Annotated in this window: 24 protein-coding genes; 5 read left to right on the forward strand and 19 right to left on the reverse strand. The window is 69.5% G+C overall.

What is annotated here, in order from left to right; translation table 11 throughout:
* The 3 genes from ABIC25_RS01820 to ABIC25_RS01830 form a co-directional block, all read right to left on the reverse strand.
* A complete protein-coding gene (locus tag ABIC25_RS01820) occupies nucleotides 1-2,289 on the reverse strand; it encodes a polyribonucleotide nucleotidyltransferase (protein WP_354559684.1) in 2,289 nt (762 codons plus the stop codon).
* Between the two features lie 473 nt (nucleotides 2,290-2,762).
* Nucleotides 2,763-3,032, reverse strand: a complete 270-nt coding sequence (gene rpsO, locus ABIC25_RS01825) for a 30S ribosomal protein S15 (protein ID WP_004021887.1) — start codon at nucleotides 3,030-3,032, stop codon at nucleotides 2,763-2,765.
* Nucleotides 3,033-3,178: 146 nt separating this feature from the next.
* The gene (locus ABIC25_RS01830; protein WP_081487019.1) at nucleotides 3,179-4,147 is read right to left on the reverse strand and encodes a bifunctional riboflavin kinase/FAD synthetase; all 969 of its coding nucleotides are present in this window, start codon (nucleotides 4,145-4,147) and stop codon (nucleotides 3,179-3,181) included.
* Between the two features lie 100 nt (nucleotides 4,148-4,247).
* Between ABIC25_RS01830 and ABIC25_RS01835 the strand changes: the two genes are divergently transcribed.
* A complete protein-coding gene (locus ABIC25_RS01835) occupies nucleotides 4,248-4,916 on the forward strand; it encodes a metal-dependent transcriptional regulator (RefSeq protein ID WP_004021889.1) in 669 nt (222 codons plus the stop codon).
* A gap of 27 nt (nucleotides 4,917-4,943) precedes the next feature.
* Here ABIC25_RS01835 and truB read toward each other — a convergent pair whose 3' ends face one another.
* The 10 genes from truB to rimP all read right to left on the reverse strand — a co-directional run bounded on the left by truB (nucleotide 4,944) and on the right by rimP (nucleotide 15,349).
* Nucleotides 4,944-5,843, reverse strand: a complete 900-nt coding sequence (gene truB, locus ABIC25_RS01840; protein ID WP_004021890.1) for a tRNA pseudouridine(55) synthase TruB — start codon at nucleotides 5,841-5,843, stop codon at nucleotides 4,944-4,946.
* A 1-nt stretch (nucleotide 5,844) separates the two neighbouring features.
* Nucleotides 5,845-6,501 (reverse strand): 4'-phosphopantetheinyl transferase family protein, encoded by a 657-nt coding sequence (locus ABIC25_RS01845; RefSeq protein WP_354559686.1) that lies wholly within the window; start codon nucleotides 6,499-6,501, stop codon nucleotides 5,845-5,847.
* Nucleotides 6,498-7,499 carry a metallophosphoesterase family protein gene (locus tag ABIC25_RS01850; RefSeq protein ID WP_180819257.1) on the reverse strand — a complete coding sequence of 334 codons (1,002 nt, stop codon included), beginning with the start codon at nucleotides 7,497-7,499 and terminating at the stop codon, nucleotides 6,498-6,500. The genes ABIC25_RS01845 and ABIC25_RS01850 overlap by 4 nt, the downstream gene beginning before the upstream one ends.
* Before the next feature lie 28 nt (nucleotides 7,500-7,527).
* Nucleotides 7,528-8,859 (reverse strand): MATE family efflux transporter, encoded by a 1,332-nt coding sequence (locus tag ABIC25_RS01855; RefSeq protein WP_004021893.1) that lies wholly within the window; start codon nucleotides 8,857-8,859, stop codon nucleotides 7,528-7,530.
* A gap of 17 nt (nucleotides 8,860-8,876) precedes the next feature.
* Nucleotides 8,877-9,833 (reverse strand): DHH family phosphoesterase, encoded by a 957-nt coding sequence (locus ABIC25_RS01860; protein ID WP_004021894.1) that lies wholly within the window; start codon nucleotides 9,831-9,833, stop codon nucleotides 8,877-8,879.
* Nucleotides 9,830-10,282, reverse strand: a complete 453-nt coding sequence (rbfA, locus tag ABIC25_RS01865) for a 30S ribosome-binding factor RbfA (RefSeq protein ID WP_004021895.1) — start codon at nucleotides 10,280-10,282, stop codon at nucleotides 9,830-9,832. Before rbfA ends, ABIC25_RS01860 begins: the two co-directional genes overlap by 4 nt.
* A gap of 100 nt (nucleotides 10,283-10,382) precedes the next feature.
* Nucleotides 10,383-13,238, reverse strand: coding sequence for a translation initiation factor IF-2 (gene infB / locus ABIC25_RS01870; RefSeq protein ID WP_354559687.1), 2,856 nt, complete (start codon nucleotides 13,236-13,238; stop codon nucleotides 10,383-10,385).
* A 99-nt stretch (nucleotides 13,239-13,337) separates the two neighbouring features.
* Nucleotides 13,338-13,622 (reverse strand): YlxR family protein, encoded by a 285-nt coding sequence (locus tag ABIC25_RS01875; protein WP_338085710.1) that lies wholly within the window; start codon nucleotides 13,620-13,622, stop codon nucleotides 13,338-13,340.
* Nucleotides 13,623-13,725: 103 nt separating this feature from the next.
* A complete protein-coding gene (gene nusA, locus ABIC25_RS01880) occupies nucleotides 13,726-14,736 on the reverse strand; it encodes a transcription termination factor NusA (RefSeq protein WP_004572239.1) in 1,011 nt (336 codons plus the stop codon).
* 16 nt (nucleotides 14,737-14,752) lie between these two features.
* Nucleotides 14,753-15,349 (reverse strand): ribosome maturation factor RimP, encoded by a 597-nt coding sequence (rimP, locus tag ABIC25_RS01885; protein WP_239402774.1) that lies wholly within the window; start codon nucleotides 15,347-15,349, stop codon nucleotides 14,753-14,755.
* A 96-nt stretch (nucleotides 15,350-15,445) separates the two neighbouring features.
* On the opposite strand from rimP, the gene ABIC25_RS01890 reads away from it, so the two are divergent.
* Together ABIC25_RS01890 and ABIC25_RS01895 are read left to right on the forward strand one after the other, a co-directional pair.
* Nucleotides 15,446-16,009 (forward strand): hypothetical protein, encoded by a 564-nt coding sequence (locus tag ABIC25_RS01890; protein WP_354559689.1) that lies wholly within the window; start codon nucleotides 15,446-15,448, stop codon nucleotides 16,007-16,009.
* Complete coding sequence (locus ABIC25_RS01895) at nucleotides 16,006-16,488, forward strand: ferritin-like domain-containing protein (protein WP_004572242.1); 483 nt, start codon at nucleotides 16,006-16,008, stop codon at nucleotides 16,486-16,488. The genes ABIC25_RS01890 and ABIC25_RS01895 overlap by 4 nt, the downstream gene beginning before the upstream one ends.
* Before the next feature lie 7 nt (nucleotides 16,489-16,495).
* On the opposite strand, the gene ABIC25_RS01900 is transcribed toward ABIC25_RS01895, so the two are convergent.
* A complete protein-coding gene (locus ABIC25_RS01900) occupies nucleotides 16,496-18,226 on the reverse strand; it encodes a proline--tRNA ligase (RefSeq protein WP_354559854.1) in 1,731 nt (576 codons plus the stop codon).
* Between ABIC25_RS01900 and yaaA the strand changes: the two genes are divergently transcribed.
* Entirely contained in the window at nucleotides 18,225-19,007 is a 783-nt protein-coding gene (gene yaaA / locus ABIC25_RS01905; RefSeq protein ID WP_354559691.1) for a peroxide stress protein YaaA, read from the forward strand. The two genes, ABIC25_RS01900 and yaaA, sit on opposite strands and share 2 nt — an antisense overlap.
* A gap of 18 nt (nucleotides 19,008-19,025) precedes the next feature.
* On the opposite strand, the gene ABIC25_RS01910 is transcribed toward yaaA, so the two are convergent.
* From ABIC25_RS01910 to ABIC25_RS01930, 5 genes are all read right to left on the reverse strand, one after another.
* The gene (locus tag ABIC25_RS01910; RefSeq protein WP_354559692.1) at nucleotides 19,026-19,592 is read right to left on the reverse strand and encodes a pyridoxamine 5'-phosphate oxidase family protein; all 567 of its coding nucleotides are present in this window, start codon (nucleotides 19,590-19,592) and stop codon (nucleotides 19,026-19,028) included.
* A 3-nt stretch (nucleotides 19,593-19,595) separates the two neighbouring features.
* Nucleotides 19,596-21,146: a DHA2 family efflux MFS transporter permease subunit gene (locus ABIC25_RS01915; protein WP_354559693.1), complete on the reverse strand. Its 1,551-nt coding sequence runs from the start codon at nucleotides 21,144-21,146 to the stop codon at nucleotides 19,596-19,598.
* Between the two features lie 86 nt (nucleotides 21,147-21,232).
* A complete protein-coding gene (gene cobA, locus ABIC25_RS01920) occupies nucleotides 21,233-22,537 on the reverse strand; it encodes a uroporphyrinogen-III C-methyltransferase (protein ID WP_248645284.1) in 1,305 nt (434 codons plus the stop codon).
* A 28-nt stretch (nucleotides 22,538-22,565) separates the two neighbouring features.
* Nucleotides 22,566-22,832 carry a hypothetical protein gene (locus ABIC25_RS01925; protein ID WP_231895979.1) on the reverse strand — a complete coding sequence of 89 codons (267 nt, stop codon included), beginning with the start codon at nucleotides 22,830-22,832 and terminating at the stop codon, nucleotides 22,566-22,568.
* A 26-nt stretch (nucleotides 22,833-22,858) separates the two neighbouring features.
* Nucleotides 22,859-23,866, reverse strand: a complete 1,008-nt coding sequence (locus ABIC25_RS01930) for an acyl-ACP desaturase (RefSeq protein WP_354559695.1) — start codon at nucleotides 23,864-23,866, stop codon at nucleotides 22,859-22,861.
* Between the two features lie 141 nt (nucleotides 23,867-24,007).
* Between ABIC25_RS01930 and ABIC25_RS01935 the strand changes: the two genes are divergently transcribed.
* Nucleotides 24,008-24,703, forward strand: coding sequence for a response regulator transcription factor (locus tag ABIC25_RS01935; RefSeq protein ID WP_354559697.1), 696 nt, complete (start codon nucleotides 24,008-24,010; stop codon nucleotides 24,701-24,703).
* Nucleotides 24,704-24,711: the final 8 nt, after the last annotated feature.

Raw genomic sequence — 24,711 nt, forward strand, 5'->3', positions numbered from 1 at the left:
TCAGGCGTCTGCGGTGGCTGCCTCGGCAGCCGGTGCCTCCGCCTTGTCGGCGGCATCGTCGACCGGGACGAGGCTGATCTTGCCGCGCTCGTCGATGTCGGCGATCTCGACGCGGAGCTTGGAGCCCACGTTGACGACGTCCTCGACCTTGTTGACGCGCTTGCCCTTGCCGAGCTTCGAGATGTGCACCAGACCGTCGCGACCCGGCAGCAGCGACACGAACGCACCGAACGCGGTGGTCTTGACGACGGTGCCGAGGAAACGCTCCCCGACCTTCGGCAGCTGCGGGTTGGCGATCGCGTTGATGCGATCGATGGCCGCCTGCGCCTTGACGCCGTCCGAGGCACCGACGAACACGGTGCCGTCGTCCTCGATGGAGATGTTGGCGCCGGTCTCCTCGGTGATGCCGTTGATCGTCTTGCCCTTGGGGCCGATCAGCTCACCGATCTTGTCCATCGGGATCTTGATGGTGGTGATCCGCGGCGCGAACGGGCTCATCTCGTCCGGCTCGTCGATGGCCTCGGCCATCACGTCGAGGATGGTCAGCCGGGCGTCCTTGGCCTGGCTGAGCGCACCCGCGAGCACCTGCGACGGGATGCCGTCGAGCTTGGTGTCGAGCTGCAGGGCCGTCACGAAGTCCTTGGTGCCCGCGACCTTGAAGTCCATGTCGCCGAACGCATCCTCGGCGCCGAGGATGTCGGTCAGTGCGACATAACGGGTTTCGCCGTCGACAGTGTCGGAGACGAGACCCATGGCGATACCGGCGACCGGGGCGCGCAGCGGCACACCGGCATTCAGCAGCGACATGGTCGACGCGCAGACCGAGCCCATCGACGTCGAGCCGTTGGAGCTCAGTGCCTCGGAGACCTGACGGATCGCATACGGGAAGTCCTCGACGCTCGGCAGCACCGGCATCAGGGCACGCTCGGCGAGAGCACCGTGGCCGATCTCGCGACGCTTGGGCGACCCGACGCGACCGGTCTCACCGGTCGAGTACGGCGGGAAGTTGTAGTGATGCATGTACCGCTTGGACGTCTCGGGTCCGAGCGAGTCGATCTGCTGCGCCATCTTGACCATGTCGAGAGTGGTGACACCCATGATCTGGGTCTCGCCGCGCTCGAACAGCGCACTGCCGTGGGCGCGCGGGATGATCGCGACCTCGGCCGAGAGCGCGCGGATGTCGGTGATGCCGCGACCGTCGATGCGGAAGTGGTCGGTCAGGATGCGCTGGCGCACGAGCTTCTTGGTCAGCGACCGGTAGGCGCCGCCGATCTCCTTCTCGCGACCCTCGAACTGCTCGCCGAGCTGGGCCAGGATGTCGGCCTTGAGCTCGTCGGTCTTGTCGTCGCGCTCCTGCTTGCCCGCGATCGTCAGGATCTCCGACAGGCGATCGGTGGCAGCGGCGGCCACGGCGTCGTAGACGTCCGACTGGTACGGCGGGTACAGCGGGAACTCGGCGGTCTCCTTGGCCGCGGCGGCGGCCAGGGACTTCTGCGCCTCGCAGAGGCGGGCGATGAACGGCTTGGCGGCTTCGAGGCCCTCGGCCACGATCGCCTCGGTCGGCGCCTGTGCGCCACCGGCGACGAGGTCGATGACGTTGTCGGTGGCCTCTGCCTCGACCATCATGATCGCGACGTCGGCGGTGTCACCGGAGCCGGCGACGATGCGGCCCGCGACGACCATGTCGAACACGGCGCCCTCGAGCTGCTCGACGGTCGGGAACGCGACCCACTGTCCGGCCTTGTTCTCCTCGGTCGGGATGAGCGCGACGCGCACGCCGCCGACGGGGCCGGAGAACGGAAGGCCGGCGAGCTGGGTCGAGGCCGACGCGGCGTTGATCGCGACGACGTCGTAGAGGTCGTTGGGGTTGAGCGAGAGGACGGTCACGACGACCTGGATCTCGTTGCGGAGACCGTCGACGAACGACGGGCGCAGCGGACGGTCGATGAGGCGACAGGTCAGGATCGCGTCGGTCGAGGGGCGGCCCTCGCGACGGAAGAACGATCCGGGGATGCGTCCGGCGGCGTACATCCGCTCCTCGACGTCCACGGTGAGCGGGAAGAAGTCGAAGTGCTCCTTCGGGTGCTTCGACGCCGCGGTGGTCGAGAGCAGCATGTTCTCGTCGTCGAGGTAGGCGGTGACCGACCCGGCGGCCTGCAGCGCGAGGCGTCCGGTCTCGAACCGGATCGTGCGGGTGCCGAAGCTCCCGTTGTCGATGACGGCGGTCGCCTCGGTGATGGCGTCGTCGTAGTCGTCGGCGAAGTCTTCGGTCGTGTTCACATCTGTCATGTGGGGTGGAATCCCTTCGTAGCGGCTGCCGGTGGCGGCCGTCTGACGCGGCCACGCGAAGTCGGCCGCTTGTGCGGTTGGGGGTGGTCATCGCGGAGGTGCGCAGCACGTACTCACATGCCGCATCGAGCGGACATGTCCTCGAGAGCGCACGCGCGGATCGGACCGACCCAGAACGCGCCGAGAATGTGCGGCAGCACGGTGAATGGCGCAGCGTATCTGCGCCGGATGAGTGCTCAGACGGCCTTCGATCGAAGCGGCCGGAATCCTGCGCGCCCGGGGATTGCCCGGGCGAGGTTTCCGGCGGCCACTACCGAGGACCGATCTGGCTGGTCGTTCCGTACTGCCTCGAGTTCCGGCACGATCCGTCTGTCAGCGTATCACCGCCGACTGTCAATACCTCAATACGACGAACATGCATACGACAAACCGGCCGCCCCCGGATTCGGGGGCGGCCGGTCGAAGTCGTGGGATCAGCGACGCAGGCCGAGGCGCTCGATGAGCGAACGGTAGCGGTTGATGTCGACCTTGGCGACGTACTTGAGCAGACGACGACGGCGCCCGACCAGCAGGAGCAGGCCGCGCCGGCTGTGGTGGTCGTGCTTGTGCTGCTTCAGGTGCTCGGTGAGGTCGGTGATGCGCTTGGTCAGCATCGCGACCTGGGCCTCGGGCGAACCGGTGTCGGTCTCGTGCAGACCGTACTCGGCGAGGATTTCCTTCTTCTGCTCGACAGTCAAAGCCATGGAGATACTCCTGTTTCTCAGTACCGCGTCCGAAACGACAACGATGCGCCACCGCGGACTGCAGCAACACCGACTGATCAGGCTACAGCCCGGGTGGGACGCGGCCCAAATCGGCGCCGGGAGCGCAGCGAGCGGGCCGTGGACCCTCAGCTCTCGGCCGCGGCCAGGATCTCCCTGGTCTTCGTGACGTCGTCACCCATCGCGGTGATCAGATCGTCGACGCCGTCGAACTGCTCCATGCCACGGATGCGATGGACGAAGTCGACGGCGACGTGCTGGCCGTACAGATCGGCACTCTTGTCGAGCACGAACGCCTCGACGGTGCGAGTCCGGCCGGAGAACGTCGGATTGGTGCCCACCGACACCGCGGCCTCGTACCGCTCCCCCGGCTCGACCTCGCCGACGACCGGACCGGCGCCGAGGATCGTGAACCAGGCGGCGTAGACGCCGTCGGCCGGGATGGCGGCGTACATCGGCGGCGCCACATTGGCCGTCGGGTAGCCCAGGTCGCGGCCGCGGCCGTCGCCGCGCACCACGACGCCCTCGACCCGATGCGGCCGACCGAGCGCCTCGGTGGCACGGTCCACGTCACCGGCCGCGACACAGGAACGGATGTAGGTCGACGAGAACGTCACCGCGTGTTCACCGAACAGCGACACCGATTCCACCGAGAAGCCGAATTTCCCACCGAGTTCGGCGAGCTTGGACACGTCCCCGGCCGCCTTGCGACCGAAGGTGAAGTTGTCGCCGACCACCACGACGGCGGCGTGCAGCGTCTCCACGAGGATGTCGTGGGCGAAGTCCTTCGGCGACCGGGCGGCGAGTTCGGGGGTGAACGGCATGACGCAGAAGACGTCGATGCCGAGTTCCTCGGCCAGCTCGGCGCGCCGCGTCAGCGTCGTCAGTTGCGGCGGATGGGATCCCGGCCGGACCACCTCGGACGGATGCGGATCGAATGTCATCAGCACCGCCGGCACCCCGTGCTCCTTCGCCGCCGTGGTGGCGGCGCTGATGAGCTCGGCGTGTCCCCGGTGGACACCGTCGAAGACACCGATGGTGACCACGCACCGTCCCCAGTCCGCGGGGATGTCGTCCAGACCTCGCCATCGCAACACGCGACCAGACTACGGGCACCCGGTGTTCCAAACCACCACCGCCACTCGCGTTTGCGGTGGGGTTAAGCTCTTGGTCATGCCTCGGGGATCGGATCGTCCGGTGACAGAACTGTCACAGGTGACCCAGGACTATCTCAAAGTGATCTGGACCAGCCAGGAGTGGGAGGACGTCAAGGTCACCACCAAGCTGCTGGCCCAGTCCCTCGGTGTGTCCGCATCCACCGCCTCGGAGGCGATCCGCAAGCTCGCCGACCAGGGATTCGTCTCCCACGAACCGTACGGCGCGGTCACCCTGACCGACGAGGGTCGATCCGCGGCCATCCTGATGGTGCGCCGCCATCGTCTGATCGAGACCTTTTTGGTGCGCGAACTCGGATACCGGTGGGACGAGGTGCACGATGAGGCGGAGATCCTCGAGCACGCGGTCTCCGACCGTCTGATGGCCCGGCTGGACGCGAAACTCGGTTTCCCCGACCGGGATCCACATGGTGACCCGATCCCCGCCCTGGACGGCACGATCCCCGCGCCGGACGCGGCCCTGCTCGCCGACCTGGATGTGGGGGCGTCGGGCGCCATCGCCCGGATCTCCGACACCGATCCCGAGATGCTGCGCTACTTCGATCAGGTGGGCGTCGCGCTCGACTGCGTGGTGACCGTCGCCGAGAAACGCCCGTTCGCGGGCACGATCTCGGTGTCGCTCGACGATGCCGATCCGATCGACCTCGGCGACATCGCCGCGCGCGCCATCTTCGTCGTCCCGCGCGCCTGAACCGGTCCGGGAGCGCGGTCACGGGCGTCAGCGCAGCGTCGCCGGCCGGACCACCATCACCGAACTCGCGCGACGACCCTTCTCCTGGATCAGCGCGATCGCCTGCTCCCGCGGGTCGACGACGACATAGATCTCCTTGCGTCCGATCGGCTCCAGCCACCGTCCCTGACTGATCGACTCGGCCTCGTCGTCGTCGATGTCCCGGCGCGGGAACGAGATCTTGACCGCCTCGTCGATGTCGAGGCTGACGCGCGGCTCCTCGCGCACGTCGTCGAGCGTGCGCGCATGGTCGAGCGTGAACGGGCCGACCGCGGTCCGGCGGAGTTCGGTGAGGTGCCCGCCGAGTTCCAGGGCGGCGCCGAGATCGCGTGCCAGTGATCGGATGTAGGTACCCGACGAACAGTCCACCACCACATCGAGATCGACGAACTCCCCGTCGCGCCGGGTGGCGAGCAGCTCGAAGCGGGACACGGTGACCGGGCGCGCCGCGAGGTCGAAGTCGGCGCCGGTACGCACGAGCGCGTGCGCCCGTCGGCCGTCGACCTTGATCGCGCTGACCTTCGCCGGGACCTGCTGGATGTCACCGGTGAGTTCGACCATCGCCGTGGCGATCTCGGTATCGGACACCCCGGATGCGTCCGCGGTGGAAAGGATCTCCCCCTCGCGGTCGTCGGTCGTCGTGGACGCACCGAGCCTGATCGTCGCCGTGTAGGACTTCGTGGTCAGCGACAACAGACCGAGAAGTTTTGTGGCCCTCTCGATCCCGACGACCAGGACGCCGGTCGCCATCGGGTCGAGGGTGCCCGCATGGCCGACGCGGCGGGTGTTGAAGATCTTCCGGCAGCGCGAGACGACGTCGTGGCTCGTCATACCGGCCGGCTTGTCGACGACGAGCAGCCCGGCGTTCTCGATGGTTGCGTCGGCCACGTCAGGTCAGCGCGATCGTGGTGGTGATGATGCCCCGCTCGACCAGCCAGCGACCGGAGAACTCGAGCAGCGGCGGCCCCCCGTCGGTCGCGGCCGGGTCGATGAGAATGCGCGAGGTGAACGTGCCCGACGTCGGGGTGGACTGCTCGAAGGTGATGTGCGCGTCCTCGAAACCCAGCCAGCGCTTGGCGACCGGGAACCAGGCCTTGTAGGTGGCCTCTTTGGCACAGAACAGCAATCGGTCCCAGTGCAGGTCGCCCGATCGCGTCGCAAGGACCTCCCGCTCGGCCGGCAGACTGGTGTGCTCGAGCACGCCGTCGGGCAGGGCGTCGTGCGGTTCGGCGTCGATGCCGAGGGACCGCACCGACATGGCATACGCCACCGTCGCGGCGCGATAGCCGTCGCAGTGTGTGAGGCTGCCCACGATCCCGGCCGGCCAGACGGGTGCACCCTTGTCGCCCTTGAGGATCGGGACCGGCTCGTGACCGAGCTCGCCCAGCGCCTGGCGGGCGCAGTGCCGGACAGTGGTGAACTCGCGGCGGCGCTTCTCCACCGCACGCGCGATCAGGCTCTGCTCGGCGGGCAGCGGGACCAGACCGGGCGGGTCGGCGAACGCCTCCGCCGAGGCGACGCCCGCCGGCAGGAGTTGCTCGATCATCGGTTGTCCTCTCGTGCTCGGCGTTCGGCCTGTCTCTCGGCCTGTCGGGTGCGGCGCTCCGCCTGCCGCTGCTCGACGCGCTGCCGGAACTCGGCGGCGCGTTCGGCATAGTCCGGCGGCAGATCGAACCGGACCCCGTGCTCGGGCAGATCGGCCGCGCCGAGCCCATCGCCGGGAACGATGTTGCGCATCAACGGATTCGGCAGTCCGCGACGCTTCCATTCCCGCGGGTAGCCGACCGACACCTCTTCGAACCGGATGCCGTCGTACCAGGTGGTCCGCGGGATGTGGAGATGGCCGTAGACACAGCAGGCCGCGTTGAACTCGGTGTGCCAGTCGGCCGTCAGTTCGCTGCCGCACCACAGGGCGAACTCGGGATAGATGAGTGCGTCGCACGGTTCCCGACGCAGGGGCCAGTGATTGATCAGGATCGTCTTCTCGGCCGGATCGATGGCCTCCAGCCGGCGTCGGGTGATCTCGATCCGCGCTCGCCCCCAGGCGTCGCGGGTGGGGAACGGCTCGGGCGACAGCAGGAACTCGTCGGTCGCCACCACGTTGCGCTCCCGGGCGAGCGCGAGCGCGGTCAGCTTGTTCGCCGTGCCCTCGGGGCGGAAGGTGTAGTCGTAGAGCAGGAACATCGGGACCACGCGGACCGGATCCGAGCCGTCACCCGGGTCGAAGAGCGGATAGATGTCCTCCGGGGTGACCACACCGATGTCGCGGCAGGCCTGCACCAGGTAGTCGTAGCGCGCGACCCCGAACACCTGCAGCGGATCCTTGGCCGTCGTGTACAGCTCGTGATTGCCCGGCACCCAGACGACGGTGGCGAAGCGCGCCCGCAGTCGACGCAAGGTGTCGACGACGTCGTCGGTGCGTTCGGCGACATCACCGGCCACGATGAGCCAGTCCTCCGGCGACGTCGGCCGAATGCTGTCGATGATGTGCTCGTTGCCCCGATGTGCGATGTGCAGATCGCTGATCGCCCACAGAGTAGCCACGAGGATCCATCGTGCCAGAGTCGCGGTCTCAGGCGCGGACCGCACCCGCCTGCCGCCAGCGTCCGGATCGGATCCGCCACACCACGGTGGCCAGCCGGACGAGCATGAACACCACCAGGCCCGACCAGACGCCGGCGAGGCCCCAGTCGAACACCAGCGACAGCCAGATCAGTGGCAGAAAGCCGACCAGGGCGCCGGTGAGTGTCGCGGTGCGCAGGAAGGCGGCGTCGCCGCTGCCGAGCAGGACGCCGTCGAGCGCGAAGACCACCCCGGCGATCGGCAGCATCCCGACGAAGAACCACCACGGCACACCCACGGCATCGAGGACCGCGGCGTCGGAGGTGAAGATGCGCGGGATCAGCGTCGCGCCGGCGGCGAACAGTGCACCCATCGCGGTGGCGGCGACCACGGACACCGCGGTGACGCGACGGGCCACGGAGTCGGCGGCGCCGAGGCGTCCCGCACCGAGTGCGGCGCCGACCAGGGCCTGGGCGGCGATGGCCAGCGAGTCGAGGAACAGCGCCATGAACTCCCACAGCTGCAGCACCAGCTGATGAGCGGCGACCTGGGCCACCCCGAATCGGGCGGCGACTGCGGCCGCGGACACGAAGCAGATCTGGAACGACAGACTGCGCACGACCAGATCACGCGCCATGACCAGCTGGGCGCGGATGATCGACCAGTCGGGCGCGAAGGCGCGCGAACCCGGGACCCGTCGCGCCTCACGGACCACTCGCACGGCGAACAGCATGCCGGTCACACCCTGTCCGATCACGTTGGCCACCGCGCTGCCGTCGAGGCCCAGACGCGGGAACGGGCCGATGCCGTGGACCAGGCCGACGACGAGCACCGCGGCGAGGGACAGGCCGACCACGACGTAGACGACCGGACGACGCGTGTCCTGCACTCCGCGCATCCACCCGTTGCCCGCCATCGACAACAGGATCAGCGGGACACCGAACATCGCGATCCGCAGCCAGCCCGCCGCGTCCTGGGCGACCGCGGCCGACTCCGGCGACGACGTTCCGACCAGCAGGCGCATCACGACCGGGGCACACGGATACGCCACCGCGACGATCAGGATGCCGACCGCCACCGCGATCCAACTCGCCTGCACGCCTTCGACGACCGCACCGGGCCGGTCACCGGAACCGAAGCGTCGCGCGGACCGGGCCGTGGTGCCGTAGGACAGGAAGGTCAGTTGGGTGCTGACGATCGAGAGCACCAGGGTGCCGACTCCCAGTGCGGCCAGTTGTTCGCCGCCCAGACGTCCCACGACGGCAAGGTCCAGCAGGAGGTAGAGCGGAGGCGCGATGAGAACCGCGAGAGCCGAGACGGTCAGCGTGGCGATGCGCGCCACGCCTGGGGAATCCTCGCTCAGAGCGACTCCAGCAACCTGGCGACCACGTCGTCAGCGGTACCGGTGTCGCTGTACCCGGAGGCCTGACGATGTCCGCCGCCACCATGGGCCCGGGCGATCGGGACGAGATCGACGATGTCCTTGGATCGCAGCGAGACCGTCCACCTCCCCGGCTCGCTCTCTTTGAAGACCGCGGCCACCTCGGCTTCGCGCGCGGTACGGATCGTGTCGATCACGCTCTCGGCCTCGTCCCAACTCATCCCGGCCAGTGCCTGGTGATCGACGATCGCGTAGACGAGACCCTCGCCGTTGCACGCCGACGGGGCGAGCTGCGCCGACGCCAGGACGCCCGACATCATCGAGAACCACGCGAACGGATGCGAGTCGAACAGGATGCGGCTCCACCTCCGCGCGTCGACGCCGGTCTCGAGGAGTCGGGCCGCCACCCGGAACGACGCCGGACGAGCCCACCGGAACGAACCGGTGTCGGTGCTGAGACCGGCGTAGATGCAGGTGGCGATGTCGGCGTCGAGTTCGACGCCCAGGTCGTCGAGGACGTCGAGCACCAGGACCGCGGTGCAGTCGGCGTCCGGGTCGACCAGGTCGAGGTCCCCGAAGCCGGGATTCGACGCATGGTGGTCGATCACAACCGAGGTCTGCGCCGCGGTGAACGTCGCGCCGAGCGACTCGAGACGATCGAGGTTGGCGGCGTCGACCGCCACCACGAGCGGATGTCCGACGACCTGCGCGGGCGAACACAGCAGCTTGCTGCCGGGCAGCCCGGCGAGCGACGCCGGCAGTTGCTCGGTCCCCGGGTAGGACACCTCGACGTCGACGCCCCGGCGGTCGAGTGCCAGCCCCAGCGCCAGACCACTGCCGATCGTGTCCGCATCGGGGCGCACATGACAGCAGATGGTCACCGCGGTCGCAGAGGCCAGCGTCGCGGCGATCGCCGCGCTCGACGAACCGCTCACTCTTCGGTACCGGTGGAGTCGTCCGCCGAACGGTACGGGTCCGAATCGCCCGCCGGCTTCGCCTCCGCCGCACGCCGGGCGACGATTTCGTCGTTCGCGCGGGCGCGGGCGACGAGCTCCTCCATCTGACGTGCCGCGTCGGGCACCGTGTCGAGTACGAAACGCAGCGTCGGGGTGAAGCGCACCCCGGTGCCCGCGCCGACCTTCGACCTCAGCACGCCGGTCGCTTTCGCCAGCCCCGCGGCCGCGGCCTCGACATCGGGCTCGGCATCGATGGATTCGCCCATCACGGTGTAGTAGATCGTCGCGTCGTGCAGGTCGTTGGTCACCCGGGCATCGGTGACGGTGACATACGCCAGTCGCGGATCCTTGATCTCGTGCGCGATCGCCGACGCGACGATCGACGAGATCCGCTTGGCCAGGCGCTGAGCTCGTGCCGGATCAGCCATTACAGGACTCCTTCCGTAGCGCTGCGTGCGCGCCGACCGGAAACCGGTCGGCGCGCACCACAGCTGTCGAGATGTCGTACGAGGGCAGTCGCTGCCGCGATCAATCGCGCGGCTTCTCCCGCAGCTCGTAGGTCTCGATCACGTCGTCCACCTTGATGTCCGAGTAGGTCAGCGTGAGACCACATTCGTAGCCTTCGCGAACCTCGGTGGCATCGTCCTTCTCGCGCTTGAGCGAGGAGACGGTGAGGTTCTCGGCGACCACCACGTTGTCGCGCAACAGGCGGGCCTTGGCGTTGCGCCGCATGATGCCCGACTGCACGAGACAACCGGCGATGTTGCCGACCTTCGACGACTTGAAGATCGCGCGGATCTCGGCGCGGCCGAGCTCCACCTCTTCGTAGATCGGCTTGAGCATGCCCTTGAGCGCGCTCTCGATCTCGTCGATGGCCTGGTAGATCACCGAGTAGTACCGGATGTCGACGCCCTCGCGGTTGGCCAGCTCGGTGGCCTTGCCCTCCGCACGGACGTTGAAGCCGATGATGATCGCATCCGAGGCCGCCGCCAGGTTGACGTTGGTCTCGGTCACGCCACCCACGCCGCGGTCGATGATCCGCAGCGAGACCTCGTCGCCCATCTCGATGTTCAGCAGCGCCTCTTCGAGGGCCTCGACCGTACCCGAGTTGTCACCCTTGAGGATGAGGTTGAGCTGGCTGGTCTCCTTGAGCGCCGAATCCAGGTCTTCCAGGCTGATCCGCTTGCGGCTGCGTGCGGCCAGCGCGTTGCGCTTGCGCGCGTTGCGCCGGTCGGCGATCTGCCGGGCGATGCGGTCCTCCTCGACCACGAGCAGGTTGTCGCCTGCGCCGGGGACCGAGGTGAAACCGATGACCTGGACCGGACGCGATGGCAGCGCCTCGGGGACGTCGTCGCCGTGCTCGTCGACCATGCGACGGACACGTCCGTAGGCGTCACCGGCGACGATCGAGTCGCCGACCTTCAGCGTGCCGCGCTGGACCAGCACGGTCGCCACCGGGCCACGGCCGCGGTCGAGGTGCGCCTCGATGGCGACACCCTGGGCGTCCATGTCCGGGTTGGCCCGCAGGTCGAGCGACGCGTCCGCGGTGAGCAGGACGGCCTCGAGCAGCGCGTCGATGTTCTCGCCCTGCTTGGCCGAGATGTCGACGAACATGGCGTCGCCGCCGTACTCCTCGGGGATCAGACCGTATTCGGTCAGCTGTCCGCGGATCTTCTGCGGGTCGGCGCCTTCCTTGTCGATCTTGTTCACCGCGACCACGATCGGCACGTCGGCCGCCTGGGCATGGTTGACCGCCTCCACCGTCTGCGGCATGACGCCGTCGTCGGCCGCGACCACGAGGATCGCGATGTCGGTCGCCTTGGCACCGCGGGCACGCATGGCGGTGAACGCCTCGTGACCCGGGGTGTCGATGAAGGTGATCAGGCGATCCTCGCCGTTGAGGTGGGTGTTCACCTGGTAGGCACCGATGTGCTGGGTGATACCGCCGGCCTCGCCCTCACGGACGTTGGCCTTGCGGATCGTGTCGAGCAGTCGGGTCTTACCGTGATCGACGTGGCCCATGACGGTGACCACGGGCGGACGCTGTTCGAGGTCTTCCTCGCCGCCCTCGTCCTCGCCGTAGGTGAGGTCGAAGCTGTCGAGGAGCTCGCGGTCCTCGTCCTCGGGGCTGACCACCTGGACGCGGTAGTTCATCTCCGAGCCGAGCAGCTCGAGTGTCTCGTCGTTGACCGACTCGGTCGCGGTGACCATCTCGCCGAGGTTGAACAACGCCTGGACCAGCGATGCCGGGTTGGCGTCGATCTTGTCGGCGAAATCGGACAGCGACGCGCCACGGGCGAGACGGATGATCTCGCCGTTGCCGCGCGGCAGCCGGACGCCACCGACGGCCGGTGCCTGCATGTTCTCGTATTCGGCGCGTTTCGCCCGCTTCGACTTGCGACCACGGCGCGGTGCACCACCGGGACGACCGAAGGCGCCTGCTGCGCCGCCGCGGCCACGGCCGCCACCGCCACCGGGACGACCGCGGAAGCCGCCACCTGCGGGTGCACCGGGTGCACCGCCGCCGCCACCGGGGCCACCGCGGTATCCGCCGCCGCCACCGCCACGGCCGCCGCCACCGCCGGGTCCGCCACGACCACCCGGGCGGGCGTCCGGACGGGCCGCGCGCGACGGCATGGCGCCGGGACTCGGGCGCGGGGGCATGTTGCCGGGATTGGGTCGGGGGCCGCCCTGACCGGGAGCGGGACGACCGCCGCCGGGACGCGGACCACCCTGGCCGGCCGGGCCGGGACGACCGCCGCCGGGACGCGGGCCGCCCTGTCCCGGACCGGGACGGGCAGCCGGACGCGGCGCGGGCGCCGGTGCCGACGAGTACGGGTTGTTGCCCACCCGCGGTGTGCGCGGGCCCGGCTTCGGGCCGGGACGCGCGCCCGGGGACGGTGCCGGGGCCGCAGGTGCCGCCGACGCGGCCGGGGCCTGCGGGGCGGGTGCCGCGGGGGCGGGCTTCGGGCTGGGACGTTCCGCCGCCGGTGCGGGCGCAGCCGGCGCCGGGGTCTCCACCGGTGCGGGTGCGGGCTTGGGTGCGCCGGGCTTCGGGCCGCCGGTACGCGGACCGGGGCTCGGGCGGTCGGCGGCGGGTGCCGCCGGGGTCGCAGATGCACCGGGCTTCGGTGCACTGGTGGTGCCGGACGGCTTGGGTCCGGGCTTTGCGCTCTGGCGCGGGCCGGGGGCCGGCGACTTGGAGTCCTTGGCTCCCCCGTCCTTGCCGGGGAATGATTCACGCAGTCGACGGGCCACGGGGGCCTCTACCGTCGACGACGCCGATTTGACGAACTCGCCCTGTTCCTTGAGTCGCTCGAGCACCTGTTTGCTGGTGACGCCGAGTTCCTTGGCCAGTTCGTGCACGCGGGCTTTGCCTGCCACTGCTCTCCTCACTTGGAGGCCAAGCGGCTCACCCGCTACGGCCTCGATTTAAGTCCGGTACATGCTCATCGTGACTTCACGGTGTGCTCATGTCTTCTGCTACCTGTTCTGGCTCCGGGGAGCCTTCCTCTGGTGGGTGATCGCGCCGAGCTGTTCGGTGAGATCGTCCGGGTCCACGGTCAGACCGGGGGTCCGGAGCGCCGTGGCGAAGGCCCGGCGTCGCGTCGCGGTGGAGATGCACTCCGCCCGCGCGTGCAGCCACGCGCCTCGCCCCGGCATGGTCTTCGCGGGATCGACCACGACTGTCGGGGTGCCGTCGCGCAGTTGCGCCACGACACGAACCAACTCGACGGCCTCTGCCCGCTGCCGACAGCCGATGCACATCCGGATGGGTGTGCCGTCGGCGGGCGACCGTGGGGCGGATCGCTGAACCATCGATCAGTCTAGCGCGAGCGAACGCGCGGAGGACAATCGACCGTCGCGCGCGTCACTCCTGCCCCGCCTCGGCGGCCGGCGCGGCGTCGGATCGGATGTCGATCCGCCACCCCGTCAGCCGGGCCGCGAGTCGGGCGTTCTGGCCTTCTTTGCCGATGGCCAGCGAGAGCTGGTAGTCGGGCACGACGACCCGCGCGGCCTTGAGTTCGGCGTCGACAACGGTCACCGACACAACCTTCGCGGGTGACAGTGCATTCCCGACGAAGGCCGCCGGGTCGGAGTCGAAGTCGATGATGTCGATCTTCTCGCCGGCGAGTTCGCTCATCACGTTGCGCACGCGCTGACCCATCGGCCCGATGCACGCGCCCTTGGCGTTGAGGCCGGAGACCCCGGTGTGTACGGCGATCTTCGACCGGTGTCCGGCCTCCCGCGCCACGGCGACGATCTCGACGCTGCCGTCCTCGATCTCGGGCACTTCGAGCGAGAACAGCTTGCGCACCAGGTTCGGGTGGGTCCGGGACAGGGTGATCTGGGGTCCGCGGGGTCCACGGCTGACCCCGACGACGTAACACTTGATCCGGTCGCCGTGGGTGTAGACCTCGCCGGGCACCTGCTCGGCGGGCGGGATGATCCCCTCGGTGGAGTTGGCGTCGCTGCCGATCTGGACGACGACCATGCCCCGGGCGTTGGCGCGTGAGTCCTGCTGCACGACGCCGCCGACGATCTCGCCCTCGTGGGCCACGAGGTCGCCGAAGTTCTTCTCGTTCTCCGCGTCGCGCAGACGTTGCAGGATGACCTGCCGCGCGGTCGTCGCCGCGATGCGTCCGAATCCCTCGGGGGTGTCGTCCCACTCGTGGACGACATTTCCGTCCTGGTCGACCTCCTGTGCCATCACACGGACGGCGCCGGACTTGCGGTTGACGTCGACGCGGGCGTGCGGCGCGAATCCGTCGGTGTGCCGATAGGCGGTCAGCAGCGCGGTCTCGATCGCCGTGATGACGGTCTCGATCGAGATGCCCTTGTCGGCCTCGATCATTCGCAGGGCGGCGATGTCGATGTTCATGTCGTCGGTCTCCTATTCACTTGTCGTGTTCGGTTGTAGTGTCCAGCCGGCGTGCCGCGGCGGGTGCGCGGCGCGCCTCGATCTCGTGCGGTTCGAGGCCGCACAGTTCCAGTTCGCGGACGCTGGGCTGGGAGAAGTCGACCTGCACCACGGCCGTGGTCACCGAGCCGAGCTCGACCGTCTCCACCGCTATCCGTCCCTTGTGGTTCGCGACCACCTCGACCGCCGGGGCCGGGTCGTCGAGCAGCCTGCCGATGCGGCCGGTGACCGTGCGCGCGGGCGAGTCGGGGTCGCCCGTCAGCTCGACGACCACCCGGCGGCCGGTGTTGCGGCGCCAGTGCCGGGGCAGGGTCAGTGGGCTCTCGACGCCGCGCGAGGTCACCTCGAGCACATATGCGAGGTCGGCGAAAGCGGGGGTGGCGTCGAGGAGGTCGGAGATCTCGGTGCTGAGGCCGGCGAGGACGTCGAGGTCGCTGCCGCCGTCGCGGTCGACCACGATCGACAGTTCCTCCTGGCCGTCACGGGTGCGTACCGCGACGTCTTCGAGGTCGAATCCCCGTTCGGCGACAAGCTTTTGGACGAGTTCGCTCACGTGCGTCGGGCTGATCGGCATGCCACTCCCCTCGTCTTCAGTTGTCGGGCCGTGCCGGGTGTCGCACGACGTTGCTCCGAACATCGTAGTGGATCGATCGGGTGGAGAACTGCTGGCATGATGTCCCGGGTGAGCATGCCCCCGATCGCGCGACGGACCGTGCGGCACCCGATCGACCGGCGCACGGCGTTGCGCGGCGGACTCCTCGCGGGTGCCGCCGTGATCGGTGCCGGCGCGGCCGGTGTCGGACTGACCGGCTGCGATTCGTCACCCTCCGCGGAGACCCTCCTCGCCAAAGACCTCGTGCCTCTGGTGCGGTCGGCGACCGCCGACGAGAGCACCGCGCGCGCCCTGGTCGCCGTCGAGCCCGCCTACGCGACCGCGCTCGGGGTCGTGGCCGATCAGCGCGCGCAGCACGCCCGCGCGCTGCGTGAGGAGATCATCCGCCTCGACCAGGACGTGGCGGCGACCCTCGATCGCCCGGCCACCTCCTCGACCGCCGCGACCTCGGCTGCGGGCGCGCCCCCCGCCGCACCGTCGTTGGCCCGGCTCCGCACCGATCTCGATGCCGCGGCCGGGCAGGCCCGTACGATCGCCCTCGCCGCGGGCGGGTATGTCTCCGGGCTCACCGGCTCCGTCGCCGCCGCGGTCACATCGATGCGAGAGGTGCAGCTGGCATGACCTCACCACTGAGCACGACCCCGAACAGCCCGGCCGCACAGGCCGATTCCGACGATCCGCTCGCCGTCGCCGCCGAGGCGGAGAACGCCGCCGTCTTCACCTACGGCGTCATCACCGCGTTCGTCGCCGCATCGCGCCGACGCACCGTCGCCGACTACGCCGACGCGCACCGGGCGCGTCGCGACGAGATCGAGCGGGCGATCGAGGCGGCGGGGAACACACCGCCGCCGGCCGCCGCCGGTTACACGCTTCCCGTCGAGGTCACCGATCCGACCACCGCGGCCCGCGCGGCCCTCGCCGCCGAGATCGACTGCACGGTCGCCTATCGCGCATTGCTGGAACAGGCCGACGACGAGACCGGCCGGCGGATCGGCGTCGACGGACTGACCGAGAGTTCGGTGCGCGCCGCCCGGTGGCGGGTGGTGCTGCAGGAGAGCCCGGTCACGGTGGCGTTCCCTGGGTCTCCCGCACAGGGCTGAGCCGCGATCAGGCCCGGGCGGCCGCCACCACCGTGTCGACCGCGGCGTCGACCGCGACCTCGGCGGCCTCGCCGGTGAAGCGATCCCGGATCTCGATGGTGCCGTTGGCATATCCCCGTCCGACGACCACGACGGTCGGCATGCCGAGGAGTTCGGCATCCTTGAACTTCACACCCGGAGAGGCTTTCCGGTCGTCGAGGAGCACTTCGAGCCCGGCCGCGTCGAGGTCGGCGGCGAGCTGTTCGGCGCCCGCGACGGCGGCCTCGTCCTTGTTGGCGATGACGAGGTGAACGGCGAACGGCGCCACCGACTTCGGCCAGCGCAGACCCTTGTCATCGTGGGACTGCTCGGCGATGACCGCGACCAGACGCGACACCCCGACCCCGTACGACCCCTGCGTGAGGCGGACCGGTTTGCCGTTCTCGCCGAGGACGTCGACCTCGAAGGCGTCGGTGTACTTCTGGCCGAGCTGGAAGATGTGCCCGATCTCGATACCCTTGGCGCTCACCAGGGGTCCGGCGCCGTCGGGCGACGGATCGCCGTCCCGGATCTCGGCCGACTCGACCGTTCCGTCGGGCGTGAAGTCGCGACCCGCGACGAGCCCGACGTAGTGCCGGCCCGGCTCGTCGGCACCGGTGATCCACGCGGTCCCGTCGACGACGCGCGGATCGACGAGGTAGCGGACCCCGTTCGCGGCCAGCGCCTTCGGTCCGATGTATCCCTTCACCAGGAAGGGGTTCGCGGCGAAGTCGGCATCGGTGAGCAACTCCACCTCGGCCGGCTCGACCGAGGCCTCGAGACGCTTGAAGTCGACCTCGCGGTCACCCGGGACGCCGATGCCGGTGATCTCCCAATCACCACCCGGCGCACGGAGTTTGACCAAGACGTTCTTGAGTGTGTCGGCGCCGCTGTACTGCCCGTCGAGCGTCGCGTTCGCCCAGTCGACGAGGCTGTCGATCGTCGGGGTACCGGGCGTGTCGTGGACGACCGCCGCGGGCAGGTCGTAGTACGGCAACGGGTCGGGCGCGCGGGTGATGACCGCCTCGACGTTGGCGGCGTAGCCGGACTCGACGCAGCGCACGAACGTGTCCTCGCCGACCGCGGACTCCGCCAGGAACTCCTCGGACGCACTGCCTCCCATCGCGCCGGAGGTCGCGGCGACGATGACGTACTCGATCCGCAAGCGCTCGAAGATCTTCTGGTAGGCCTCGCGGTGCGCGTTGTAGGCGGCCTTGAGCCCGTCGTCGTCGAGGTCGAAGGAGTAGGCGTCCTTCATCACGAACTCGCGGCCGCGGAGGATGCCCGCGCGCGGCCGTTCCTCGTCGCGGTACTTGGTCTGGATCTGGTAGAGGATGACCGGCATGTCCTTGTAGGACGAGTACTCGCCCTTGACCAGGGTCGCGAACAGCTCCTCATGCGTCGGGCCGAGGAGCATGTCGGCACCCTTGCGGTCCTTGAGGCGGAACAGCGCGTCCCCGTATTCGGTCCAGCGGTTGGTGGTGTCGTAGGGCTCACGCGGCAGCAGGGCCGGCAGGAGGATCTCCTGGCCGCCGATGGCGTTCATCTCCTCGCGGACGACGTTCTCGATCGCCTTGAGCACGCGCAATCCCAGCGGCAGCCACGAGTACACGCCGGGTGCGACCCGGCGGACGTAACCGGCTCTGACCAGCAGCTTGTGGCTGGGGACCTCGGCGTCGGCGGGGTCGTCGCGCAGGGTCCGCAGGAACAGGGTCGACATGCGTGTGATCACGACCAACCAGCTTAGTTATGGTGTTGCGGTGCTCGTCATCCTGCCTCCCTCAGAGACGAAATCCGACGGCGGCCGCGGGGCTCCCCTGGATCTCGACACGCTGTCCTTCCCCGAGCTGAACCCCGTCCGCAAACAGCTCGCCGAGGCGCTCGTCGCCCTGTCCGCCGACCTCGACGCCAGCCGCACCGCGCTCGGTCTCGGGGCCACCCAGCTCGACGAGGTCGACCGCAACGCCGAACTCTGGCTCTCGCCCACGCGGCCGGCGCTCGAGCGCTACACCGGCGTCCTGTACGACGCGCTCGACCACCGGTCGCTGACCCGGGCGGGCAAGACGAAGGCGGCCGACCGGCTGGCGATCGGCTCGGCGCTGTTCGGCGTGGTGCGAGCACCCGATCCGATTCCCGCCTACCGCCTCTCGGGTGGGTCCAAGCTGCCCGGCATGCCGACCCTGGCGGCCCTGTGGAAGCAGGACCTGTCCCCCGCGCTGGACGCGGTCGACGACTTCGTCGTGGACCTGCGGTCGGGTGTCTACCACCAGCTCGGACCGGTACGCGACGCGGTGACGGCGACGGTCATGACCGAGCAGGCCGACGGATCGCGCAAAGTGGTGAGCCACTTCAACAAGCACTACAAGGGCCTCATGGCGCGCGAATTGGTCCGCACGCGCCGCACCGTCCGCGACATCGACGGACTGGCCGCGGTCCTCGCCGACGCCGGGCAGCGGGTGGAGATCGAGGCTCCCGACCGCATCGTCGTGCTGACCGACTGACCCCAACTCGATGGGGCGCTACCGCTCGTCGAACTCGAACAGCGTCGCGCCACCGGGCTCGACGGTCTGCAGAACGGTCGCCCGCCTCGGTGCGACGCGGTAGACGTGCCACGGCGGCGGGCCGGCCGACGGCGCACTGAAGTCGGCGGTCAGCGCGATCCCGGACTCGTCGACGCGACACGGCCAGCCGTCACTCGCCCACAGTTCGGCGAGTTCGGCGACGATGTCGGGTTCGGTGATCCGGCGCGCGTGCCCGTCGACGACGAGATCGGCGTCGTCGAGGGCGACCGACAGGGTGCAGCGCGGATCGCGCGCGAGATTGCGCGCCTTCCGGGTCGAGGGTCCGGTCTCGAGCCACAGCGCGTCTCGATGCCACAGCGCCCCGATGCCGGTGACGTGCGGACTGCCGTCGGAGTTGATCGTGGCGATCCACCACGTGTGCCGGTCGGGACCGCCGGTGCCGGGTGCCTGGGACACCCCGGCCGCCAGTCGCGCCGCGACGGGTTGCCAGTCGAGGGTGTCGATGTCGTAGAGGTCAGCGAGATTCTTGGCGTCCATACAGAGGTCGACCGCGCCGGCGGCCACAACTCATCGCTGGGCGTCGTGGCCCGGGGTGCTCGTCTCGGCGTCGACGCCTGCGTCGGCGGCTTCCTGAGCGGCTTGTCCCTCGGCCACCTGTTCGGGCGTGAACCGCATGAACAGCACGACGATCGCGGCGAGGACGGCGATGCCGGCGCAGGCTCCGAAGGCCAGTCCGTAGCCCTCGGCCTGCGCCGCGAGCTGAGCGGGATTCATCGTCTCCACGGGCGCGGTGGTGCCGCCCTTCGACAGTGCTCGCGAGGTCACCATCGCACCGACGACGACCAGGCCGACGGCGCCGCCGAGGTTCTGCGCCACCTGGGCCAGTGCGGTCAGCGGTCCGATCTCGGTGGTGCCCACCCCGGCCACCACGGACAGGGTCAGCGGGATGACCGCCAGACCGACGCCGAAGCCGATGACGACGACCGGGATGAAGATGCTCGGGAAATAGTCCGGCGAGTCGGTCGCGATCGACGACGCGTACAGGCAGCCGACGAGGATCACCGCGCCGCCGACCAAGACGAGCCAGCGCGGCTGGATCATCAGCGCCAGCTTCGACGCGATCGCCGCGGCGATGCCGAGTCCGAACGCGAAAGGCACCACCGCGAGCCCGCTCTGGATCGGCGAGTACTGCAGGATGCCCTGCAGGTACAGCGAGATGAAGACCGCCATGCACATCATGATCATGCTGGCCAGCAGGATCGCGAGCAGCGCCGCGACACGGGAGCTGTTGTCGAAGAGGGAGAACGGCAGCAGCGGGTTGCGGGCACGACGTTCGACCACGATGAACGCCGCCAGGGCGAGGGCGCCGAGGATGAACGACCCGACGACGACCGGCGCGGTCCAGCCGTTCGGTCCCTCGTTCACCGCGAGTACGAGCAGGGTGCAGCCCAGCGTGCCGAGGACCGCGCCGGGGACATCGAGAGGCAGTCGTTCGCCCTGGGACTCCCGGAGCGCGACGATCGCCCCGACCACGACGATCAGACCGATCGGCACGTTGATGAGGAAGACCAGGCGCCACGACAACTCGGTCAGCACCCCGCCGAGGATCAGCCCGGCCACCGAGCCGACACCGGTCATGGCCGCGTAGACCGCGAAGGCCTGACTGCGCGGTTTGCCGGGCGCGAAGGTCGTGGCGACCAGGGCCATCGCGGTCGGCGCCGCGATCGCGGCCGACGCACCCTGCAGAGCCCGCCCGGCGAGGAGACTGGCCTCGTTCCATGCCAGACCACACAGCAATGACGTGAGTGTGAAGGCGACGACCCCGACGATGAACATCCGCTTGCGACCGAAGGTGTCGCCGAGTCGGCCGCCGAGGAGCATGAGCCCGCCGAAGGCCAGCACATAGCTGCTGATGACCCAGTTGGCGCTCGACTCCGACAGGGCGAGTGCGTCCCGGATGCTCGGCAGCGCGAGCGCGGCGACGGTGCCGTCGAGCACGACGAGCAGTTGCATTCCGGACAGCACCAGGATCGGCAGGCCGAAGACCGGACGGAACTGCTCGCTGTTCACCGTTCCAGTGTTCACGGTTCCGGTGTTCACAGGTCCGGGAGTCGACATAGAGAACGACCGTACCGGCCGACGGCCGGGACATGCCAATCCCCGTTGATTCGGTCGGACGCCGGTTCGGCCGGGTGCCGGTTCGGTCAGGCGCCCTCGGTGAACGCGGCCACGTCGCCGATGACCACGATCGCGGGCGGGCGCAGTCCCTCCGCCTCGGCGACCTCGCCGGCGTGGGCGAGATCGGTACGCAACAGCCGTTGGGTCGGCAGCGACCCGTTCTCGATCATCGCGACCGGGGTGTCGGGTCGGCGGCCGCCCTCGAGCAGCGCGTCGGCGAAGACGTCGACGCGTTCGACGGCCATCATCAGGACGAGGGTGCCCCGCAGCCTGCCCATCGCCGACCAGTCGATCAGCGAGTCGGGGTGACCGGGTGGCACGTGCCCCGAGGCGATGACGATCTCGTGGGTGACGCCGCGGTGCGTGACCGGGATGCCCGCCGACGCCGGTGCGGCGATCGAGCTGCTGATCCCCGGGACCACGGTCACCGGGACGCCGGCGGCCACGCAGGCCTGCAGTTCCTCGAAGCCCCGTCCGTACACGTAGGGGTCGCCGCCCTTGAGACGGACCACGAACTTGCCCTCCTTGGCCTTCTCGACCAGGACGTCGTTGATGGCCTCCTGCTTCATCGCGCGGCCGTAGGGCACCTTCGCGGCGTCGATGATCTCGACCTGCGGGCCGAGCTCGGCGAGCAGTTCGGGCGGCGCGAGCCGGTCGGCGACCACGACGTCCGCCTCGGCGAGGAGCCGCTGCCCGCGGACGGTGATGAGGTCGGGGTCACCCGGACCGCCGCCGACGAGGGCCACGCCTGCGGCATGTGGTGCGGCGTCGTCGACGCTGAGCGAGCCCTCCGCCAGCGCGCGGCTGATCGCGGCGCGGAGCGCGGCCGACAGTTTGTGATCGCCGCCGGCGAGGACGCCGAACTGCACGTCGCGGTGACGCCCGGACGCCGGTGTGACCGCGGTGCCGTGGCGGGCGTCGTCGGCGCGCACGCAGAACGTGTGCCTGCGCTCGGCCTCGGCGACCACCGCCTCGTTGACGGCCGGGTCGTCGGTGCAGGCCATCGCGTACCAGGCACCCTCGAGGTCCCCGTCGACGTAGCGACGCTGGGTGACGGTGATGCCGGTGAAGGACTCGACGGCGGGCGTCGGGTCGAGCGCGACGACGTGGACGTCGGCGCCGGCCGCCACGAGGTTGGGCAGGCGCCGCTGGGCGACGGACCCACCACCCACCACGACGACCTTCCGTCCGCGGAGGTCGAGGCCGACCAGGTAGTGCCCCTCGCCGGAGGGGAAGGCGTCGGGCCCGGGGACGTGCGGGGGTCCTGGGACATTCGACCCCGGGACATTCGACCCCGGGACACTCGACAGGGCGGAGTCAGGCTCGGACATGGGAGCTGACACTACCGGGACGGCCGGGTCAGAGCGGCACCTCACCCGTGGAGCGGATGTGCGCCCACACGTCGGCCGCCGGGACCCCGAGGCGATGGGCTGCGGACTGCAGGAGCACGCCGAGCAGGGTCGAGGTGCAGAACGCGGCATCCAGCGAGTCGTCGGCGTTCACCCGGATCTCGTTCCACCACAACGGGTTGCGATCCGCGGCGGCCTCGGCCATGGCGATCGCGGTGGTGAACCCGGCGGGTGTGGTGGCCGAGGACCCGGGGTCGGTCATCGTCGGGTCGGTCATGGTCGGGTCGATCACTGTCATGCCGGTCACTGTGTCCGTTGCTCGCGTGCGCGCTGTCGTTCCAGTGCGCGCTCGCGCGACTCCTCGAACTTGCGCACCTTGATGTCCATCTGTTCCAGGAACTGCGCGAGCAGTTCGCGGTAGTGCTCGCCGATCGGGCCGAAGTCGTCGCGCTCGAAGATCCGCCACTTGCGCAGGACCGGCATGACGACATCCGACATGTGTTGCGGCAGATCGTAGATGCCGCCCTTGGCGATCAGCACCGCGTTGCGCCGGAAGTTCGGCATGGTCGCGCCGGGCATCTGGAAGTTCGTCACGATCGCGTGGATGGCCGCCATGGTCTGATCGGGAACGAGGTCGAGGGCACCCGCGACGATGTTGCGGTAGAAGAGCATGTGCAGGTTCTCGTCGGCCGCGACACGTTGCAGCATGCGGTCGGCGATCGGGTCACCGCACGCCTTTCCGGTGTTGCGATGCGACACCCGGGTGGCCAGTTCCTGAAAGCTGACGTAGGCGACCGCGAAGAGCATGTCGAAACTGTGGTCGCGCTGGCCGTCGTCGTCGGGCAGCGGGTTGAACCCGGACGTCATGTGCGCCATCCGGATCTCTTCGAGTTCGACCGGGTCGACGCCGCGGGTCACCACCAGGTAGTCCCGCATGACGATCGAGTGGCGGTTCTCCTCGGCGGTCCAGCGGCCCACCCACCAGCCCCAGGCGTCGTCGAGGGTGAAGTTGTCGGCGATCACCCGGTGATACGACGGCAGGTTGTCCTCGGTCAGCAGGTTGGTGATCATCGCGGCCTTGGCGACATCGGAGAGCCGGGATTGCGACGGATCCCAGTCGTGTCCGCCCAGGGCCGCGAAGTTGCGTCCGTCGTCCCAGGGCACGTAGTCGTGCGGGTGCCAGTCCCGGGTCATCTTCATGTGCCGTTCGACTTCGGTCTCGCACACCGGCAGCAGTTCGCGCAGCAGGTCCGAGCCGGTCATGCCGGGGTTGCCGAGGTCGGTGTCGGGGGGTCCGATGAGGGTTGTCACATGCTCTCCTGGTCGCGGGCCGGGGGTCGTACCGTTCACTCTGCGCGACGGGACGGGTGGTGTTCGTGAGGCAAAAGTCCCGCCTGGATGGGGTCCGACGTCGCGAGTTGGCGGAGCCGGACATCCGGTACTTTCAGACCCATGGCCCCTGTCACGACGGATTCGCCCACCGCCGATCCGACCGCGTCACCGACCCCCGTACGCGCCTACCTCGTCGACGACCACGAACTCGTCCGGCGCGGCCTGCGGGACCTTCTCGGGACCGCGGGCGACATCGAGGTGGTCGGTGAGGCGGCGTCGGTCGGCGAGGCCCTCGTCGGCATCCTGGCGACCAGGCCCGACGTCGCCGTCCTCGACGTCCGCCTGCCCGACGGCAGCGGGGTGGAGCTGTGCCGGGACGTCCGTGCCGCCGAACCCGGGATCCAATGTCTGATGCTGACGAGCTATGCCGACGACGACGCGCTGCTCGCCGCGGTTCTCGCCGGAGCGTCGGGTTTCGTCCTCAAACAGATCCTGGGCCACAACCTGGTCGCCGCCGTCCGGACCGTCGGCCGGGGCGGCTCGCTGCTCGACGATCGGTCGACGGCGGCGCTGCTGGCCAAGTTGCGCGACGGCAAGCAGACCGAGAAGGACCCGCTCGCCGAGCTGACCCACCAGGAGCGCGAGGTGTTCGCACTCATCGGCGAGGGGCTGACCAACCGCCAGATCGCCGAGCGGATGTTCTTGGCGGAGAAGACGATCAAGAACTATGTGTCGCGCATCCTCGGCAAGCTGGACATGCAGCGACGCACCCAGGTCGCGGTGATGGCGACCAAGCTCCGCGACGGCAGGGACTGAGCCGGGAA

This window comes from Gordonia sp. PvP123 (genome assembly GCF_040547295.1).
GTDB classification, from domain to species: domain Bacteria; phylum Actinomycetota; class Actinomycetes; order Mycobacteriales; family Mycobacteriaceae; genus Gordonia; species Gordonia terrae.